We start from the raw sequence: 18,856 nt of genomic DNA, 5'->3' as shown, positions 1-18,856 counted from the left end.
GGCACGCGCGGCGGCCGGTACGGGACGGAACCGGAACGGCGGGCCGGGGCGGCGGAGGCGGAGCCCGTACGGTGGCGCGTGGCCGCCGAGGCGGCGCTGTACGGCCCGGACGGCTTCTATCTGCGCCCCGAGGGCCCCGCCGCGCACTTCCGTACCTCCGTGCACGCCTCCCCGCTCTTCGCCACCGCCGTGGCCCGGCTGCTGGCCGGGACGGCGCGGGAGCTGGCGACCGACGAGATCGCGGTCGTCGACCTCGGCGCGGGCCACGGCGAGCTGCTGACCGGGATCCTGGCGGCGGTCCCCGACGGCCTCACGGTGCGCCCGTACGCCGTCGAGCGCGCCGCCAGGCCCGCCGGGCTCGACCCGAGGATCGAGTGGTGCGCGCGGCCGCCGCGCGGGGTGCGGGGGCTGCTGTTCGCGAACGAGTGGCTCGACAACGTGCCCGTCGACGTCGCGGAGACCGGCGAGGACGGTGTGGTGCGCTACGTCCTGGTCCGGCCGGACGGCTCCGAGGAGCCGGGCGAGCCGGTCGAGGGCGCCGACGCCCGGTGGCTGGAGCGCTGGTGGCCGGCGGCCGGCCCCGGGACGCGGGCGGAGATCGGCCGCCCCCGCGACGAGGCGTGGGCGGCGGCGGTGGCCACCCTGGAGCGGGGGCTCGCCGTCGCCGTCGACTACGCGCACGTACGGGCGGCCCGCCCGCCGTTCGGCACCCTGACCGGCTTCCGGGCGGGCCGCGAGGTGGCTCCCGTACCGGACGGCGGGCGCGATCTGACCGCCCATGTGGCCCTGGACGCCTGCGCGTTGCCCGGCGCGGAGCTGCTGACGCAGCGCGAGGCGCTGCGCAGGCTCGGGGTGAGCGGGGCGCGCCCGCCGCTCGCCCTCGCCGCCACCGACCCGCCCGGCTACGTACGGGCGCTGTCGGCGGCCGGGGCGGCGGCGGAGCTGACGGCGCGCGGCGGGCTGGGCGACTTCGGGTGGCTCGTCCAGCCGGTCGGTACCGCTCCGAGTGGCCCGGACGGCGCTCTGAGAGACTGTGGCCCATGACGGAGACCACCCGGACGACGGTCGGCATCGGCGGCGCGGCGGAGAGCACCGACATGGTGCTCAATATCGGTCCGCAGCACCCCTCCACCCACGGTGTGCTCCGGCTGCGCCTCGTGCTGGACGGCGAGGTGATCCGGCAGGCGGAGCCGGTGATCGGCTATATGCACCGGGGTGCGGAGAAGCTTTTCGAGGCGCGGGACTACCGGCAGATCGTGATGCTCGCCAACCGCCACGACTGGCTGTCGGCGTTCGCCAACGAGCTGGGTGTGGTGATGGCCGTCGAGCGGATGCTCGGCATGGAGGTGCCCGAGCGCGCCGTGTGGACCAGGACGCTGCTCGCCGAGCTGAACCGGGTGCTGAACCATCTGATGTTCCTCGGCTCGTATCCGCTGGAGCTGGGCGGCATCACCCCGATGTTCCACGCGTTCCGGGAGCGCGAGGAGCTGCAGGCCGTGATGGAGGAGATCTCCGGCGGCCGGATGCACTACATGTTCAACCGGGTCGGCGGCCTCAAGGAGGACCTTCCGGCGGGCTGGCAGGGCCGCGCCCGGCACGCGATCGCCGACGTGCGCTCGCGGATGGACGTGTACGACCGGCTGGTCCTCGGCAACGAGATCTTCCGGGGGCGTACGCGCGGCGTCGGGGTGCTGTCGCGGGAGGCGGTGCACGCGTACGGGGTGTCGGGGCCGATCGCCCGCGCCTCGGGGGTGGACTTCGACCTGCGCCGCGACGAGCCGTATCTCGGCTACGGCGAACTGGGCGGCACGCTCAAGGTGGTGACCCGCGAGGAGGGCGACTGCCTGGCGCGGTTCGAATGCCTGCTGGACCAGACGCACAACGCGCTGGCGCTGGCGGACGCCTGCCTGGACCGGATCGCCGAGCTGCCGCCGGGCCCGATCAACCAGCGGCTGCCCAAGGTGCTGAAGGCCCCGGAGGGCCACACGTACGCCTGGACGGAGAACCCGCTCGGCGTCAACGGCTACTACCTGGTGTCGAAGGGCGAGAAGACGCCGTACCGGCTGAAGCTGCGCTCGGCCTCGTTCAACAACATCCAGGCGCTGACCGAACTGCTGCCAGGGACGCAGGTGGCGGACATGGTGGCGATCCTGGGGTCGCTGTTCTTCGTCGTCGGCGACATCGACAAGTAGGCGACGACACCGACGAGTAGGCAGGCAGCCTCACCAGGGGCGCCGGATCGGGCCCGGCCGATCGGGTCAGGCCGCTCGGGGCCCGGCCGATCCTGGCCCACCGGATCGGGACGGTGGCCTGGGACAGTGGCCCGGGACAGCGGCCCGTCAGGAACCGACGGCGCCGCGCAGCTCGCCGAGTTCGAGCCGCTCGGTCTCGTCGTGCGCGGTCAGGTCGATGACCTGTCCGACGCCCCGGTCCTCCGACCTGCGGCGCTCGGCGAGCGCCTCCTCACCGACGACGTCCGCGAGGTCCTCGCGCTCCAGCCGGGCCGCCGGGCCGGGCCGGTCGCCCCCGCTCTCGCCCTCGCCTCCGGCCTCTTCCCCGGTCTCCCCCCGGCTCCCGCCCGACGGTGCCTCGTCGTGGGGCTGTTCGTCTCCCTCGGGCCGGTTCTCCGCGCCGAAGAAGTCGAAGCCGCCCTCCGGCCGCACCGGGCGGCGCAGCGGGGAGTACGGCACGATCGCGGACGCGGTCGGCACCCGGGTGGCGGGCAGGGCGACCGGGCGGCTGTGCTCGGCCCCCGTGTCCGCCGCGTGCTTCCCCCGCTGGTCCTCGGCCTCCGTGGCCCGCTCGGCCAGATCGCGGGCGCGGGCCGCCTCGACGGTGCGCCTGGCCTGCTGGGCGGCGCCGTTGCGCGCCAGCTCGTCCAGGGCGCGGGCGGCGCCGAGATACGCCGCCGCGGACGCCGTATCGCTCGCGGCGGTCAGCGCCTTGGGCTCGGCCGCCGCCTCCAGGGCGAGCTGCCGCCGCCCCTCCAGCGCCGTGGCCCGCTCGGTCTCCGCCGTGGCGTAGCGCCGCAGCAGCGCGGCGTGCTCGCCGCGCAGCTTGGCCAGCTCGACGCGCTTGGCCCGGAGTTTGGCGTCGAGCTTGCCGCGCAACTCGCGCGACTCCTCGACGTCGGCCTCCAGTTCGGCCACGCGCTCCTCGGTCTTCCACTGGTCGCTCTCGCGTCCGCGCGCCAGCTCGGCGACCTGGCGGCCCGCGCTGCGGTCCCAGCCGCGCATGAAGACCGCGCCGGTGACGGCGGCGGCCGCCGCCGCGGCGACGAGCCCGCGCAGCACCAGCGGATCGGCGAACAGCCAGGCGCCCGCGGCGCAGAGGACCGCGGCTCCGGCGACCGCCGTGGGCGGCAGAAGCTTGTGGAGGGGTGGGGAATGGCGGTGGCGTCCACGTGGCATGGCCTGAAATTTACCGTGCGTGGGAGCCGAATGGGGCACCGGTCGGACAATCTTTCCCGGTCTGTGGCCGGGCCCCCGCCGTTCCTCTTCCGTTTCCGCTGGAGAACTCCTTTATGCCTGTTGCGGGTTACCCGGCGCCACCCGCGCGGGAGCTACTTCTTGACCAGACCTTTGGACTCCAGATACTCCTTGGCGACGTCCTCCGGCTTCGCCCGCTCGCCGTCGACCTTGAGGTTCAACTTCCCGAGATCCTCGGTCGTCAGAGCAGCTGTCAGCTTGCCCAGAACGTCGGCTATCTCCTGTGAACCGGCGTCCTTGGCATTGACGACCGGCAGGACGTTGTCCGCGTTCTGCAGCTTCTTGTCGTCCTCCAGGACCACGAGCCCGAAGCTGTCGAGCGTGCCGTCGGTGGTGGAGGTGAGGACGAGTTGGTCCACGCCGTCCTTGACGGCCTGCTTGGACTGCGGAGTGCCGACGCCCTTCGGGTCGATGTCCGTGACATCGATGCCGTACGTCTTCTTGAGGCCGGGCGCGCAGAACGGCCGGACGGCGCACTCGTCACCTGCGGCGATCTTCACTTCGATCTTGCTCTTGCCGAGGTCGGAAAGCGTCTTGAGCTTGTTCTTCTCGGCGAATTCCTTCGTGACCGCGAAGGCATTCTGGTCGACCGCCCGCCCGGCCGGGAGCACCTTCAGCCCGCGCGGCTCGGCGAGCTTCTTCAGCTCGGCGACGGTCGCGTCGGCGTCGCTGGAGGCGAGGGGCTTCGCCTCCGCCGTCTTCGCGCCGTTCACCTTGGCGTTGAGGAATTCCGTGATCGTCGCGGCGTATTCCGGGACCACGTCGATCTCGCCCTTCTCCAGGGAGGGCTCGTACAGCTCGCGGTTCTTCACCGTCGTGACGGAGGTGGAGTAGCCGGAGTCGGCGAGGATCCGGGCGTACAGCTCGGCCAGCACCTTCGACTCGGTGAAGGCGGCCGCACCGATGACCAGCGAGCCCTTCTTGCCCGAGCCGGAGCCGGAGTCCGAGCCTGCGTTGTCCTTCTCCAGGCTGTCGCCGCCGCACGCGGCGAGCGAGACGGTCAGCGCGACCACTCCCAGTGCCGCACCCGCTATGCGCGAGGTCTTGCTCATGATGTCCACCATCTCCAAGAGGCCAAAAGGTCGGTCGTCACGCGGTCTTGCGGGCGGGGGCCGGGGAAGCCGGGGCCGCCGTACGGTCCGGAGCCGGACCGGGGGCGGCTATGGACGGCGCCGGGTCGATGATCCGGTCGATCGCCACCAGCACCCCCTCGACGAGCAGCGCGAGCAGCGCGACCAGGAGTGCGCCCGCGACCACCTGCGCGGTGTTGTACGTGTTGAATCCGGCGGTGATGAGCCGGCCGAGGCCGCCCTGCCCCACCATCGCCGCGATGGTCGCGGTGGCGACCACCTGCACGGAGGCGGACCGCAGTCCGGTCATGATCAGCGGGTAGGCGAGGGGCAGCTCCACCCGTACGAAGAGCTGGCGGCCCGACATCCCCATCCCCCGGGCGGCCTCCACCACCGCGCGGTCCACCGCCCGCATCCCCACATAGGCGTTGGTCAGCAGCGGCGGCACGGCGAACAGCACCAGCGCGATCACGGTCGGCACCGAGCCCGCGTTGCGCAGCGGGGAGACCATGAAGAGCGCGAGCACCGCGAAGACGGGGATGGCCCGGCCCGCGTTGGAGATGTTGATCGCGAGGGAGCCGCCCTTGCCGATGTGGCCCAGCCACAGGGCCACCGGCAGGGCGATCGCGCAGGCCAGGGCGAGCGAGAGCCCGCTCACGTACACATGCTCCTGGAGGCGGTGCCACACCCCGCCGTCGCCCGACCAGTTGGCGCCCGTGGTCAGCCAGGACCACGCGTCCGACAGCACACCCATCGTCACGCCACCGCCCCGGCCGACGCGGACGCGCCCTCAGGCGCGCGTACCGCCTTGTCGGGCGTACGTATGCGGGTCCAGGGCGTCAGCAGCCGCTGCACGCCCAGCAGCAGCAGATCGGCGACGACCGCCAGCAGCACGCAGAGCACGGACGCCGCCAGCACCTGCGCCTTGAAGAAGCTCGACAGCGCGTCCTCGATGAGATTGCCGAGCCCGCCCCTGCCGACGATCGAGCCGACCGTGGTCAGGGCGATCGTGGAGACCGTGGCGATGCGCAGCCCCGCCATCAGCGCCGGCAGCGCGAGCGGCAGCTCGACCTCCCAGAGCAGCCTTCCCGGCCCGTATCCCATCCCGCGCGCCGCTTCCCTGGCCTCTTCCGGAACGGATTCCAGCCCGGCCATGATGTTCCGGACGAGAATCGTCAGTGAATACAGCACGAGACCCGTGATCACCAGCCCCGCGGAGAGACCGAACAGCGGCAGCAGCAGCGAGAACATCGCCAGGGAGGGAATCGTGTAGAGCAGGGTCGTCAGACCCAGCACCGGCCCGGCGAAAGCGGGCCTGCTCCGCGCCAGCAGCGCCAGCGGAAATGCCACCGCCAGCCCGATGGCGACCGAGACCACCGTGATCCACACGTGCTGGACCGTGGCGTCGGTCAGCTCCTGACCGCGGGAGCGGAGATATTCGCCGCAGATCCAGTCGTTCGCCGCCAGGCATCCTCGCGCACTCATCCGTCCCCACCTCCCCCGTCTTCCGCTGAGTATGTGTGCCGCGCGTATGTGTGGCACCTATGTCCGGCGACCCTATCCCCGACCACTGACATTCGCGGAAGCCCGCCACATTCCAGCAACATGGCCTTCACACAACTCGCAGCACAATGGGGAACCATGATCCGATTCGAGCACGTCACCAAGCGGTACCCGGACGGCACGACCGCTGTCGACGATCTCTCCTTCGAGGTCGCGCGCGGTGAACTGGTCACGCTCGTCGGACCCTCCGGCTGCGGCAAGACCACCACCATGAAAATGGTCAACCGGCTGATCGAACCGACCGGAGGACGGATATTCCTCGACGGCGAGGACATAGCGGCCATCGACCCGGTCCAGCTCCGGCGCCGGATCGGCTATGTCATCCAGCAGGTGGGGCTCTTCCCGCACAAGACGGTTCTGGAGAACACCGCGACCGTCCCGCACCTCCTTGGCTGGAAACGGGGCAAGGGCCGCGAGCGCGCCGCGGAACTCCTCGACCTGGTCGGCCTCGACCCGTCGGTCTACGGCGACCGCTACCCCGAGCAGCTCTCCGGCGGCCAGCGCCAGCGCGTCGGGGTGGCCCGCGCGCTCGCCGCCGACCCGCCCGTCCTGCTGATGGACGAGCCCTTCGGCGCCGTCGACCCCGTGGTGCGCGACCACCTCCAGAGCGAGTTCCTCCGGCTCCAGGAAGCGGTCGACAAGACCGTGCTGTTCGTCACGCACGACATCGAGGAGGCCGTCAGGCTCGGCGACCGCATCGCCGTCTACGGCCAGGGCCGGATCGAACAGTTCGACGCCCCCGCCGCCGTCCTCGGCGCGCCCGCCACCCCGTACGTCGCGGACTTCGTGGGCGCCGACCGCGGCCTCAAGCGGCTCTCCGTCACCCCCATCGAGGAGGGCGACCTGGAACAGCCGCCCGTACTCCACCTCGACGACCCGCTCGGGCGGGCCTCCGCCCGGCTCGCCGAGGAGGGCGCGCGCTGGGCCGTCGTACTGGACTCGGACGACAATCTGCACGGCTGGATCTCCACCGACCGCACCGGCGCCTCCGGGACCGTACGGGAGCACGCCCGCCGGATGGAGGCGTGGCTGCCGGTCGGCGCCTCCCTCAAGCAGGCGTTCGCCACCATGCTCCAGCACGACGCCGGGTGGATCGCCGTCATCGACAAGGAGGAGACGGGCCGCTTCCTCGGCGTCCTCACCCCGGCCCGGCTGCACGAGGCGCTGCGCCGGTCGATCGACGCGGACGTGCGGGCCGTGCCCCGTACGGAGGTGGAGCTGGAGACCGTCAGCAAGGTGGCCTCCGCCTGACCGGCCCGTGCGGGCCGGTCAGGCGGCCGGCCCGCACGGGCGGGCGGGTCAGGCGCCGCTGAGCCGTCCGCTCATCCACACCAGGGCCGGCGGGATCTCCCGGCGCCAGGTGTTGAAGTTGTGCGCGCCGCTCGGAAGGATGATCGACGAGACCTGGGACGGCTCCTTGACCTTGCTGATGAACGTCTCGGTGTCCTTGAGGTTGCGCTCGCCCTTCCTGGAGCTGGTGACGAGCAGCGACGTCTCGCCCTGCGGCAGGTGGTCCAGGCTCCACAGGAGGTCCGACCGGTTCCTGAGGTTGTTGTCGCCCTGGAAGAGGTCGCCGGTGGTCGGGTCCTCGGCCGCCTTGTAGTACGCGGAGAGCCCGACGCCCACCGAGAACCGCTCCGGGTGGCGCATCGCGATCTTCAGCGCGCAGTAGCCGCCGGTGGAGTTGCCGATGACGCCCCAGCTGCGCGGCACGTCCTTCACGCGGTACGCCTGCGACACCGCCGTCGGCACGTCCTCGGCGAGGAAGGTCTCGGTCTGCGGACCGCCGGGGATGTCCACGCACTCGGTGTCCCGGGGCGGTGCCACGGTGGGCCGCAGCATCACCAGGATCATCGGCTGCATCTTGTCGGCCTTGGCCAGCTGCCAGGCGGTCGTCGGATAGTTGAGGCCCTTGATCAGGTTCTCCGCCACGCCCGGGTAGCCGGTGAGCACCACGGCCGCCGGGAACTTCTGCCTCTTGAACTGCGGCTGGAAGTACTGCGGCGGCAGGTAGACGTACGCGGTGCTGTCGATCCCCGACTTCCGGCCGCTCACGGCGATCTTCTGGATCTGCCCGGAGACCGACGGCCGGCGGCTGCCCGGCACGGGCGCGTGCTGGGTGTCCATGACCGTGACGTTCTTGCCGTCGGCCGCCGCCCGGCCCACCACCGACCCCAGCTGCTGCTCCTGGCCGAAGAGATCCCCCCACGTCCCGTAGAAGAGGAAATACTGATTGGCAACGAGCGCGACCGCCGCGAAGATGGAGACCTGCGTGGCGAACAGCAGCCCGACGCGCCCGGCCACGGCCCGTGTCGTACGGCGGGACAGCCGTGGCCACAGCCAGACGGTCAGAACGAACAGCAATACGGCCAGCACGACCGCCAGAGCCAGGACTTTACGGCTGGTAAGACCCATGTCGACCGAAGCTCTTCCGTGAGATTTTCCCGAACACAGCGGAACCCGCACCCCGAAAGCCACGTCCTAGAGGTCGCAAAATGTCCGGCCCGCACCGAAACAGCGAACCGGACACCACACTCTCTCGCGGAACCACGGGAAGCGATGTCTGTGACGCTAGATGGGGATAAATCGGGATCGGTTCCGGATCGGATGAATCGTTCGTCGAGCGCGCCGACCGGCTCGCTGACCGGGCGTCTGCCGGACCGGGCGCGGCGGCTGTTCGGCGGCCCGCGCCCCGACTCCGTACCGGCGCTGGTCGGTACCGCCTGCGCGTTCATCGGCCTGATCGACATCGCCGCCGGAGTCTTCCCCCGCTTCCGGCACAGCCGGATGCACACCCTCGCCGAGGTGCTGCCGGGGGCGCTCGGCCCCTTCGCCGCCGCGCTCGCGCTGAGCGCCGGCGTACTCCTGCTGCTGCTGGCGCACGGGCTCAAGCGCCGCAAACGACGCGCCTGGCGCGCGGCCGTCATCCTGCTGCCGGCCGGTGCCGTCGCGCAGTTCGGCTACCGGCACTCGGTCCTCGGCGCCGTGTTCTCGCTGACCCTGCTCGCGCTGCTGGTCTGGCACCGCGGCGAGTTCGCGGCGCTGCCCGACCCCCGCAGCCGGTGGCGGGCGCTCGCCAACTTCGTCCTCATGGGCGCGGGCTCCATCGGCCTGGGACTGGTGATCGTCAGCGTCCATCCGCGCCGGACCGTGGGCAACCCCAGCCTGACCGACCGTCTCGAACACGTGCTGTACGGCCTGTTCGGCCTCGAAGGACCGGTCGAGTACAGCGGCAGCGTCGACTGGACCGTCGGCTACTCGCTCGGCGCCCTCGGTCTGCTCACCGCCCTCACCACCATCTACCTGGCCTTCCGGCCCGAGCACCCGGCGGCCCGGCTCACCGAGGAGGACGAGCGGCGGCTGCGCGCCCTCCTCGACCGGCACGGCGCCCGCGACTCCCTCGGCCACTTCGCCCTGCGCCGCGACAAGGGCGTGGTCTTCTCCCCCAGCGGCAAGGCGGCCGTCTGCTACCGCGTCGTCTCCGGCGTGATGCTCGCCAGCGGCGACCCCATCGGCGACGTCGAGGCGTGGCCCGGCGCCATCGAACGCTTCATGGACGAGGCCAAGTCGCACTCCTGGACCCCCGCCGTCATGGGGTGCAGCGAGACCGGCGGCGAGGTCTGGACCCGGGAGACCGGCCTCGACGCGCTGGAGCTGGGCGACGAAGCGGTGGTGGACGTGCCGGATTTCTCCCTGCACGGACGCGCCATGCGGAACGTACGCCAGATGGTGAAGCGCATCGAGCGCGCCGGCTACGAAACGCGGGTACGGCGCGTCCGTGACCTCTCCGACGGCGAGCTGGAGCGGGTACGCCGCGCCGCCGACGACTGGCGCGGCACCGACACCGAGCGCGGCTTCTCCATGGCCCTCGGCCGGATCGGCGACCCCGCCGACGGCGACTCGGTGATCGCCACCGCCCACAAGCCGGGCGACGAGACGCCCGGCCCCTACGGCGACCTGAAGGCCGTCCTCCACTTCGTTCCGTGGGGCACGGACGGCATGTCCCTCGACCTGATGCGCCGCGACCGCTCCGCCGACCCCGGCATGAACGAGCTGCTGATCGTCGCCGCCCTGCACGCCGCCCCCCACCTGGGTGTGGTCCGGGTCTCGCTCAACTTCGCGATGTTCCGCTCGGCGCTCGCCCGGGGCGAGCGGCTGGGCGCGGGACCGGTGCTGCGCTGCTGGCGGGGGCTGCTCGTCTTCCTCTCGCGCTGGTTCCAGATCGAGTCGCTGTACAAGTTCAACGCCAAGTTCCAGCCGCGCTGGGAACCGCGGTACGTGATCTTCCGCTCGACCGGCGACCTGCCCAGGATCGGCTTCGCCGCGATGCAGGCCGAGGGCTTCGTCACGCTGGCCCTGCCGCGTCCGCTGCGCCGCCTCGGCAGCGGCGGGCGCGACCACCGTGACCGGCCGGGCAGCCACCCGAACGCCCGCACCCCGTCCGATCACGAGATCCGTACGGCGTAGACCGGAGCCCGGGACGCCGCTCCCCGGCCATGTCGCGGAGCAGCGCGGGACTTCCCCCGGCCGGGTCACCGGACACCCCATAGGGTGGGCATATGAGTAGCTTGCGCGGGCGTGGAACGGTCGAGGGGCTCCCCCGGTGGGACCGCTGCGCGGTCATGGGGGTCGTCAACGTGACGCCCGACTCCTTCTCCGACGGCGGGCGCTGGTTCGACACCACCGCCGCCGTCAAACGCGGGCTCGGGCTGGCCGCCGAGGGCGCCGACCTGGTGGACGTGGGCGGCGAGTCGACCCGGCCCGGCGCGTCCCGGGTCGACGAGGACGAGGAGCTGCGCCGGGTCGTGCCCGTCGTGCGCGGCCTGGCCTCCGAGGGCGTCACCGTCTCCGTGGACACCATGCGCGCCTCGGTCGCGGAGCAGGCGGTCGCCGCAGGCGCCGCCCTGGTCAACGACGTCAGCGGCGGGCTCGCCGACCCGGCGATGGTGCCCGCGGTCGCGGCGGCGGGCGTGCCCTTCGTGGTCATGCACTGGCGCGGCTTCAGCGACGGCATGAACAGCCGCGCCGTCTACACGGACGTCGTCGCGGAGGTCCTCGCCGAGCTGCGCGCCCGGATGGACGCGGTGATCGACGGCGGTGTCGCGCCCGAGCGCCTGGTCGTCGATCCGGGCCTGGGCTTCGCCAAGCGGGCCGAACACGATCTGACGCTCCTCGCCCACCTGGCCGAGCTGCGCGCCCTGGGCCGTCCCCTGCTGGTCGCGGCGTCCCGCAAACGGTTCCTCGGCCATGTCCTCGCGGACGGCGACGGCTCCCCGCCGCCCGCCCGCGAACGGGACGCGGCCACCGCCGCCGTCTCCGCGCTCGCCGCCCGCGAGCGCGCCTGGGCGGTGCGGGTCCACGAGGTACGGGCGACGGCGGACGCGGTACGGGTCGCGCGCGCGGTGGAGGTCGCCGAATGACGGCGCGCACCGACACCGAGCAGGTCGAGCTGGCCAACACGACCTTCTACGAGGTGATGGAGCGCAGCGACTTCGAATCGCTGTCCGGGCTCTGGCTGGACGGCGACGACGACGGCGTCTCCTGCGTCCACCCGGGCTGGCCCGTGCTCTCCGGCCGCGGCGAGGTGCTGCGCTCGTACGCCCTGATCATGGCGAACACGGAGTACATCCAGTTCTTCCTGACCGATGTCGAGGTGTCCGTCAGCTCGGACACCGCCCTGGTCACCTGTACGGAGAACATCCTGAGCGGCGGCCCGGCCGAGGAGAGCGGCGAGCTGGGCCCGCTCGTCGGCCAGCTGGTCGTCGCGACGAACGTGTTCCGGCGCACCTCCGAGGGGTGGAAGCTGTGGTCGCACCACGGCTCGCCCGTACTGGCCGAGACCGAAGAGGAACCGGACGACGAGACACCCGCGTGAGTGGGCGGGTCCCTCCGGTGGATTGACCCCGGTGCGCGCGGGGTAGGGGCGGGCTGCCCCGGGCGCACCCCGCAGGAGAGCACTGTCGGTGCCCGCGGGTAGATTCGGAAGAGGGTACGGAGCCGCCCGTACGCGGCCGGGTGCCCGACGACCAACGACAGCAGGAGTGATTCGCGTGGACCGTGTCGCGCTGCGCGGCCTCAAGGCCCGTGGGCACCATGGCGTCTTCCCCCGGGAGCGGGAGGAGGGCCAGACCTTCATCGTGGATCTGGTGCTCGGCCTCGACACCCGTCCCGCGGCCGCCGCCGACGACCTGACGAAGACGGTGCACTACGGGATCGTGGCCGAGGAGGTCGTGGAGGTCGTCCAGGGGGAGCCGGTCGATCTGATCGAGACGCTGGCGGAGCGCATCGCGCAGCGCTGCCTGAAACACGACGGCGTCGAGGAGGTCGAAGTGGTCGTCCACAAACCCGACGCACCGATCACGGTGCCCTTCGACGATGTGACCGTCACCATCACCCGGAGCCGAGTATGACTGTGTTTTCCGCCGGCGGGCCGCAGAGCGACCCGACCGTTCAGCCGGTACCCGCCTCGGTGGTCGCCCAGGTGGACGCCGCGGACAGCACGCTGTCCAATCCGCAGTGGGCCGTGGTCGCCCTCGGCTCCAACCTCGGCAACCGGCTGGAGACGCTCCAGGGCGCCGTCGACGCCCTGGAGGACACGCCGGGCCTCCGGGTCAAGGCGGTCTCCCCGGTGTACGAGACGGAGCCCTGGGGCGTGGACCCCGGCTCCCAGCCGTCGTACTTCAACGCGGTCGCCGTGATCAGGACGACGCTGCCGCCGTCCTCGCTGCTGGAGCGCGGCCAGGCCATCGAGGAAGCCTTCGACCGGGTCCGCGAGGAGCGCTGGGGGCCGCGCACGATCGACGTGGACATCGTGGCGTACGCGGACGTCGTGTCGGACGACCCGCTGCTCACCCTGCCGCACCCGAGGGTCCACGAGCGCGCCTTCGTCCTCGCCCCGTGGCACGACGTGGATCCGGGCGCCCTCGTCCCTGGCCGCGGTCCCGTCGCGGAGCTGCTGGCCGCGATCGGCCGCGCGGGCATACACCCCCGGGCCGATCTGGAACTGCGCCTGCCCGAGTAGTCGTGGTACGGCGAAGTAGGCTCGCCAAGATCGGTGCGGAACGGATGAGTACGGCGCGAGGCGGAGGACTTTCTCGGTGAAGCAGTTGCGGATCGGCGTCCTCGCCGGCCTGTTCGTGGTGGCGGGCGTGCTGTCGTGGGCCGCAGCCCGCCTCTGGGACGCGTTCGGCACGCTGCCGAGCGTGCCCCTCGCGGCGCCCATCGTGCTGGCGGCGATCGCCGCCGTACTCTCCGCGACCGCCCTCTCCCTGCGCTCCCGGCTGCGCGCCCAGCGCGAGCGCCGCCCCGACGCCAGGGGCGTCGACCCGCTCATGGCGGCCCGCGCGGTCGTCTTCGGTCAGTCGAGCGCCCTGGTGGCGGCCCTGGTCAGCGGCGTCTACGGCGGCGCGGGCGTCTTCCTGCTCGGCTCCCTGGACATCCCCGTCCGCCGCGACCAGGCCATCTACGCCGGCTTCTCGGTCCTGGCGGGCATCGCGGTGATCGCCGCCGCGTTCTTCCTGGAGCACGTCTGCAAGCTCCCCGACGACTCGGACGACGACCACGGAGGCAACGGCGCGGCCCCGGCGGGCCCGGCGGCGTAACGGGCGCCGGGCCCGCCCGGCACCGGCCGGGCGGTCGTCAGCGGGCCATGATCAGGCTCATGGCCTCCGCGCGGGTGGCGGGCGATCGCATCTGGCCGCGGACCGCCGAGGTGATCGTCTTGGCGCCCGCCTTCCGTACCCCACGCATGGTCATGCACATGTGCTCGCACTCGACCACGACGATCACGCCGCGCGGTTCGAGGATCTCCATCAGGGAGTCGGCGATCTGCGTGGTCAGCCGCTCCTGGACCTGCGGGCGACGGGCGTAGACATCCACCAGCCTGGCCAGCTTCGACAGCCCGGTGATCTTCCCGTCGGCCGACGGGATGTAGCCGACATGGGCGACGCCGGTGAACGGGACCAGATGATGTTCGCAGGAGGACATCACTTCGATGTCCTTCACGAGGACCATCTCGTCGTGGCCCAGGTCGAAGGTCGTCGTCAGCACGTCCTCCGGGTTCTGCCAGAGCCCCGCGAATATCTCCCTGTACGCGCGGGCCACCCGGCCGGGAGTGGCCCGCAGCCCCTCGCGGTCCGGGTCCTCGCCGACGGCGATCAGCAGCTCCCGCACGGCGTCCTCGGCCCGTTTCACGTCGAACTCGCGGACGGGGCTCGCGCCGTCCAGCGTCACCGGGTCGGTCATGTGTGCCTCGTTCCTGTGCCGTGCCTGATGCGGGGCTCTTCCGTACGGACATACGAAAGCCGCGCCCCCACAGGCTAGAACCTGGGGGACGCGGCTTCCATTCCGGGCCCGGCGGGGCGCCCGGATCAGCTCTCCGGGCGGTCCTCGGGAACCGCTTCGGTCGGCGTCTCGCCGGTCGTCACCGCGGGAAGCCCGCCGTTCGAACCGGCCGCGCCGTTGGTGAGCGCCAGCTCCTTGGGCGAGAGCACCGGCGGGCGCGTCGAAGGCGTACGACGCGACGAGCCGGTCCAGGCCGGGCGGGAGGGACGCTTGACGATGGTCGAGAAGACCTCGGCGATCTGCTCCTTGTTGAGCGTCTCCTTCTCCAGGAGTGCCAGGACCAGATTGTCGAGAACGTCACGGTTCTCGACGAGGATCTCCCACGCCTCGTTGTGCGCGGTCTCGATGAGCTTCTTGACCTCTTCGTCGACCAGCGCGGCGACCTCTTCCGAGTAGTCGCGCTGATGGCCCATCTCACGGCCGACGAACGGTTCGGTGTTGTCGCCGCCGAACTTGATCGCGCCGAGCCGCTCGGTCATGCCGTACTGCGTGACCATCGCGCGGGCCGTGGCCGTGGCCTTCTCGATGTCGTTGGCCGCGCCCGTGGTCGGGTCGTGGAAGACCAGCTCCTCGGCCGCGCGCCCGCCCAGCATGTACGCGAGCTGGTCGAGCATCTCGTTGCGCGTGGTCGAGTACTTGTCCTCGTCGGGCAGGACCATGGTGTAGCCCAGAGCCCGGCCGCGGGACAGGATCGTGATCTTGTGCACCGGGTCGGAGTTCGGAGACGCCGCGGCGACCAGGGCGTGGCCGCCCTCGTGGTACGCGGTGATCTTCTTTTCCTTCTCGGACATGATCCGGGTCCGCTTCTGCGGGCCCGCCACGACGCGGTCGATCGCCTCGTCGAGGGAGTGGTTGTCGACGAGCTTCTTGTCGCTGCGCGCCGTCAGGAGCGCCGCTTCGTTCAGCACGTTCGCCAGGTCCGCGCCGGTGAAGCCGGGCGTACGACGGGCGACCGCGCCCAGGTCGACGTCCGGGGAGACCGGCTTGCCCTTCTGGTGGACCTTGAGGATCTCCAGCCGGCCCTGCATGTCCGGGCGGTCGACCGCGATCTGCCGGTCGAAACGTCCCGGGCGCAGCAGCGCCGGGTCGAGGATGTCGGGACGGTTCGTGGCGGCGATCAGGATGACGCCGCCCTTCACGTCGAAGCCGTCCATCTCGACGAGCAGCTGGTTGAGCGTCTGCTCGCGCTCGTCGTGGCCACCGCCGAGGCCCGCACCGCGGTGCCGGCCGACGGCGTCGATCTCGTCCACGAAGACGATCGCCGGAGCGTTCGCCTTGGCCTGCTCGAAGAGGTCGCGCACCCGGGAGGCGCCGACACCGACGAACATCTCCACGAAGTCGGAGCCGGAGATCGAGTAGAACGGGACGCCGGCCTCGCCCGCGACGGCGCGGGCCAGCAGGGTCTTGCCCGTGCCGGGCGGGCCGTAGAGCAGCACACCCTTCGGGATCTTGGCGCCGACGGCCTGGAACTTGGCCGGCTCCTGGAGGAATTCCTTGATCTCGTGGAGTTCCTCGACTGCCTCGTCGGACCCCGCCACATCGGCGAACGTGGTCTTGGGGGTGTCCTTGGTGATGAGCTTGGCCTTGGACTTCCCGAACTGCATGACGCGGGAGCCGCCGCCCTGCATCTGATTCATCAGGAACAGGAAGACCACGACGATCAGCACGAAGGGGAGCAGCGAGAACAGAACCGAGAGGAACGGGCTCTGCTTCGTCGGCGAGACCGTATAGCCCTTGGAGATGTCGCCGTTCTGGAACTTCGTCTGAAGTGTCTGGGCCAGCTGGGAACCCTGGCTGCCGATATAGCTGGCCTGGATCTTGTCGCTGCCCTTGACCTTGACGCCGTTCTTGAGGTCGACCTTGATGACCTGGTCGTCACCGGTGGTCAGTTTGACCTGCTCGGCCTGGTTCTTGCTGATCGCCTGGACGACCTCGCCGGTGTCCACCGTCTTGTAGCCGCTGCCCGAGCCGACGACATTCATCAGCACGACCACGGCGAGGACGGCCAGCACGATCCACATGACCGGCCCACGGAAGTATCGCTTCACGTCCATCCATACGAGGCGAAGTCGCCCCGTCCCTCCTGCCCGTAGGTAAATGCTGCTGTGAGAAAAGAGTGTTCTTCGGACGGTACCCCAGCATCATGGCCCGCGACCGCACGGGACGGCTGACAAACCAGTCTTCCCATCCTCCAACGGTGCGAAGAGGGCTGGGGTTCCCGGCCACGACGAAGCCTTTCGGTAACGCTTTGCCCCACCGGGGCGCGGCCGGCCCGTCCGGACAGGCGCTAGCCGCCGTAGACGTGTGGCGCGAGCGTGCCGACGAAAGGCATGTTGCGGTACTTCTCCGCGTAATCCAGGCCGTATCCGACGACGAACTCATTGGGAATGTCGAAGCCGATCCATTTCACGTCGATCGCGACCTTTGCGGCATCCGGCTTACGGAGCAGAGTGCACACCTCCAGCGAGGCGGGCTCCCGGGATCCGAGGTTGGACAGCAGCCACGACAGCGTCAGACCGGAGTCGATGATGTCCTCGACGATCAGGACGTGCTTGCCCTTGATGTCCGTGTCCAGGTCCTTCAGGATCCGGACCACGCCGGAGGACTGGGTGCCCGCCCCGTACGAGGAGACGGCCATCCAGTCCATCGTGACGGGGGTGGACAGGGCGCGCGCCAGGTCGGCCATGACCATCACGGCACCCTTGAGGACCCCGACCAGCAGGAGGTCCTTGCCCGCGTACTCCGCGTCGATCTTCGCCGCCAGCTCGGCCAGCTTCGCGTCGATCTCTTCTTTGGTGATGAGCACCGACTGGAGGTCTTTGCCCATGTCCTTGTCGTCCACCCGCATCGCTTTCTTCGTCGGCCAGAGGTCCGGAACCAGCGGCCCCGGAGACACAGCCGTAGTGCATCCGCGCTTCAGCCCTGCCGGATGACCAGTCTGCCACCCTGCCTCCTGGCCTCCACGCGGCCGGGCAGATTGATGGCTCCCTGGCCGCGCCAGCCGGTGATCAGGCGGTCGACCTCTTCGATGTGCCGGGCGAACAGTGAGCCCGCGGGAGAGCCCGCGGCGATGGCGGCCCTGCGCAGCACCCGGCGGCGCACCGCGGGCGGCAGCGCGTAGAGCTTGGCGCATTCCAGCTGTCCCGCCTCGTCCCGGACGCCCTGTTCGGCGTCGGCGGCCCAGCCGTCGAGGGCGTCGGCGTCGTCGCGGGAGAGCTGCGCGGTGCGGGCCAGCGCCTCGACCACTCCTTTGCCGAGCGCTTTCTCCAGCGCGGGCAGCCCTTCGTGACGCAGTCGTGAGCGGGTGTAGGCGGGGTCGGCGTTGTGGGGGTCGTCCCAGACGGGGATCGACTGGACCAGGCATGCCTTGCGGGCGGTCTGCCGGTCGAGTTGGAGGAAGGGGCGGCGGTAGCGCCCCGTCGCCCCGGTGACGGCGGCCATGCCGGACAGGGAGCGGGTCCCCGAGCCGCGGGCGAGGCCGAGGAGCACGGTCTCCGCCTGGTCGTCGCGGGTGTGGCCGAGCAGGACGGCGGCCGCCCCGTGGCGTTCGGCGGCGGCGTCGAGCGCGGCGTAGCGGGCGTCCCTGGCGGCGGCCTCGGGGCCGCCGCCCGCCGGTCGTCCGCCGGTGCCCGCGGTCGGCGCGCTGTGCGCCGCCCTGGTCGCCGAGCCGACGGTCACCGCGACCGCTTCGACGGGGTCGAGCCGCATCGCGCCGAGCCGGGCGACGACTTCGGCCGCGCGGAGGGCGGAGCCGTCCTGGAGGCCGTGGTCGACGGTGACGGCGCCCGCGCGGACGGAGAGCCGGGGAGCCTCGAAGGCGAGGGCGGAGGCGAGCGCCATGGAGTCCGCGCCGCCGGAGCAGGCGACGAGCACGAGCGGCGGTTCGCCCGGGGCGGAGGGGGTGGCGTGGGGNNCGCCGCGACCGCAGGATGGGGACCCATATCCGGTGCCCTTCGTGAGGTTATTTGGGGGGTGCCTCGGTCGAGGTAAGGACGGAGAACGTCACTCAGAGTGCGTCGATGGTGACAGAACCGAGCCATTACCCGAGCATTGCACGCCTATCCCTCACCCACGGTCCCTCGGATGGGTGATACCTGGGGCGTCCTTCTGCCAAGGGTGCGATTCGGGTCAGGAATCGGCCTTACGGTGCACCCTCGCGACCCAATCCGCCGGTTTGGCGATCTCCGCCTTGGTGGGAAGGGTGTTCGGAGAGGTCCAGACGCGGTTGAAGCCGTCCATGCCGACCTCCTCGACCACGGAGCGTACGAACCGCTCCCCGTCCCGGTACTGGCGGAGCTTGGCGTCGAGGCCGAGCAGCTTGCGCAGCGCCTGGTCGAGCCGCCCGGCGCCGCTGGCCCTGCGCTGCTGGAACTTCTCGCGGATCTCGGCGAC

The 18,856-nt window shown here is 71.2% G+C and carries 18 protein-coding genes and 1 pseudogene; 9 read left to right on the top strand and 10 right to left on the bottom strand.

The features are described 5' to 3' along the window. Positions 1-78: 78 nt before the first annotated feature. Both DVH02_RS03340 and DVH02_RS03335 read left to right on the top strand, forming a co-directional pair. On the top strand, positions 79-1,044 hold the full coding sequence (locus DVH02_RS03340; RefSeq protein ID WP_233518018.1) for an SAM-dependent methyltransferase: 966 nt from the start codon (positions 79-81) through the stop codon (positions 1,042-1,044). Then, complete coding sequence (locus DVH02_RS03335) at positions 1,041-2,192, top strand: NADH-quinone oxidoreductase subunit D (protein WP_114622151.1); 1,152 nt, start codon at positions 1,041-1,043, stop codon at positions 2,190-2,192. Before DVH02_RS03340 ends, DVH02_RS03335 begins: the two co-directional genes overlap by 4 nt. Before the next feature lie 147 nt (positions 2,193-2,339). Here DVH02_RS03335 and DVH02_RS03330 read toward each other — a convergent pair whose 3' ends face one another. The 4 genes from DVH02_RS03330 to DVH02_RS03315 form a co-directional block, all read right to left on the bottom strand. Beyond that, complete coding sequence (locus tag DVH02_RS03330) at positions 2,340-3,410, bottom strand: hypothetical protein (protein WP_199566150.1); 1,071 nt, start codon at positions 3,408-3,410, stop codon at positions 2,340-2,342. Between the two features lie 152 nt (positions 3,411-3,562). Further along, positions 3,563-4,540: an ABC transporter substrate-binding protein gene (locus tag DVH02_RS03325; RefSeq protein ID WP_114622172.1), complete on the bottom strand. Its 978-nt coding sequence runs from the start codon at positions 4,538-4,540 to the stop codon at positions 3,563-3,565. A gap of 37 nt (positions 4,541-4,577) precedes the next feature. Further along, positions 4,578-5,312 carry an ABC transporter permease gene (locus DVH02_RS03320; RefSeq protein ID WP_114622150.1) on the bottom strand — a complete coding sequence of 245 codons (735 nt, stop codon included), beginning with the start codon at positions 5,310-5,312 and terminating at the stop codon, positions 4,578-4,580. Positions 5,313-5,314: 2 nt separating this feature from the next. Further along, complete coding sequence (locus tag DVH02_RS03315) at positions 5,315-6,043, bottom strand: ABC transporter permease (protein ID WP_114622149.1); 729 nt, start codon at positions 6,041-6,043, stop codon at positions 5,315-5,317. 156 nt (positions 6,044-6,199) lie between these two features. On the opposite strand from DVH02_RS03315, the gene DVH02_RS03310 reads away from it, so the two are divergent. After that, positions 6,200-7,372, top strand: a complete 1,173-nt coding sequence (locus DVH02_RS03310; RefSeq protein WP_114622148.1) for an ABC transporter ATP-binding protein — start codon at positions 6,200-6,202, stop codon at positions 7,370-7,372. A gap of 48 nt (positions 7,373-7,420) precedes the next feature. Here DVH02_RS03310 and DVH02_RS03305 read toward each other — a convergent pair whose 3' ends face one another. Beyond that, positions 7,421-8,536, bottom strand: a complete 1,116-nt coding sequence (locus tag DVH02_RS03305) for an alpha/beta hydrolase (RefSeq protein ID WP_114622147.1) — start codon at positions 8,534-8,536, stop codon at positions 7,421-7,423. Positions 8,537-8,728: 192 nt separating this feature from the next. On the opposite strand from DVH02_RS03305, the gene DVH02_RS03300 reads away from it, so the two are divergent. The 6 genes from DVH02_RS03300 to DVH02_RS03275 all read left to right on the top strand — a co-directional run bounded on the left by DVH02_RS03300 (position 8,729) and on the right by DVH02_RS03275 (position 13,722). Beyond that, complete coding sequence (locus DVH02_RS03300) at positions 8,729-10,588, top strand: phosphatidylglycerol lysyltransferase domain-containing protein (protein WP_233518015.1); 1,860 nt, start codon at positions 8,729-8,731, stop codon at positions 10,586-10,588. Positions 10,589-10,680: 92 nt separating this feature from the next. Beyond that, positions 10,681-11,541, top strand: a complete 861-nt coding sequence (gene folP / locus DVH02_RS03295; protein ID WP_114622145.1) for a dihydropteroate synthase — start codon at positions 10,681-10,683, stop codon at positions 11,539-11,541. Then, positions 11,538-11,996: a nuclear transport factor 2 family protein gene (locus tag DVH02_RS03290; RefSeq protein WP_114622144.1), complete on the top strand. Its 459-nt coding sequence runs from the start codon at positions 11,538-11,540 to the stop codon at positions 11,994-11,996. Before folP ends, DVH02_RS03290 begins: the two co-directional genes overlap by 4 nt. A gap of 175 nt (positions 11,997-12,171) precedes the next feature. Then, on the top strand, positions 12,172-12,531 hold the full coding sequence (gene folB, locus DVH02_RS03285) for a dihydroneopterin aldolase (protein ID WP_114622143.1): 360 nt from the start codon (positions 12,172-12,174) through the stop codon (positions 12,529-12,531). Next, on the top strand, positions 12,528-13,142 hold the full coding sequence (gene folK / locus DVH02_RS03280) for a 2-amino-4-hydroxy-6-hydroxymethyldihydropteridine diphosphokinase (RefSeq protein WP_114622142.1): 615 nt from the start codon (positions 12,528-12,530) through the stop codon (positions 13,140-13,142). Before folB ends, folK begins: the two co-directional genes overlap by 4 nt. 76 nt (positions 13,143-13,218) lie before the next feature. Next, positions 13,219-13,722 carry a DUF3180 domain-containing protein gene (locus DVH02_RS03275; RefSeq protein ID WP_114622141.1) on the top strand — a complete coding sequence of 168 codons (504 nt, stop codon included), beginning with the start codon at positions 13,219-13,221 and terminating at the stop codon, positions 13,720-13,722. A gap of 37 nt (positions 13,723-13,759) precedes the next feature. Here DVH02_RS03275 and folE read toward each other — a convergent pair whose 3' ends face one another. From folE to DVH02_RS03250, 5 genes and pseudogenes are all read right to left on the bottom strand, one after another. Continuing rightward, positions 13,760-14,365 carry a GTP cyclohydrolase I FolE gene (folE, locus tag DVH02_RS03270; protein WP_114622140.1) on the bottom strand — a complete coding sequence of 202 codons (606 nt, stop codon included), beginning with the start codon at positions 14,363-14,365 and terminating at the stop codon, positions 13,760-13,762. 125 nt (positions 14,366-14,490) lie between these two features. After that, positions 14,491-16,518, bottom strand: a complete 2,028-nt coding sequence (ftsH, locus tag DVH02_RS03265) for an ATP-dependent zinc metalloprotease FtsH (protein WP_114622139.1) — start codon at positions 16,516-16,518, stop codon at positions 14,491-14,493. A gap of 233 nt (positions 16,519-16,751) precedes the next feature. Next, entirely contained in the window at positions 16,752-17,312 is a 561-nt protein-coding gene (hpt, locus tag DVH02_RS03260) for a hypoxanthine phosphoribosyltransferase (protein WP_114622138.1), read from the bottom strand. A gap of 68 nt (positions 17,313-17,380) precedes the next feature. Beyond that, a pseudogene (tilS, locus tag DVH02_RS03255) lies at positions 17,381-18,405 on the bottom strand (tRNA lysidine(34) synthetase TilS). Positions 18,406-18,592: 187 nt separating this feature from the next. After that, positions 18,593-18,856 (bottom strand): zinc-dependent metalloprotease (locus tag DVH02_RS03250; protein ID WP_199566149.1); only part of this gene is annotated, 264 nt, incomplete at its 5' end.

The sequence above is a fragment of the Streptomyces corynorhini genome (assembly GCF_003346515.1).
Taxonomy (GTDB): Bacteria; Actinomycetota; Actinomycetes; order Streptomycetales; family Streptomycetaceae; genus Streptomyces; species Streptomyces corynorhini.
This window is presented reverse-complemented; position numbering and strand designations above follow the sequence as displayed.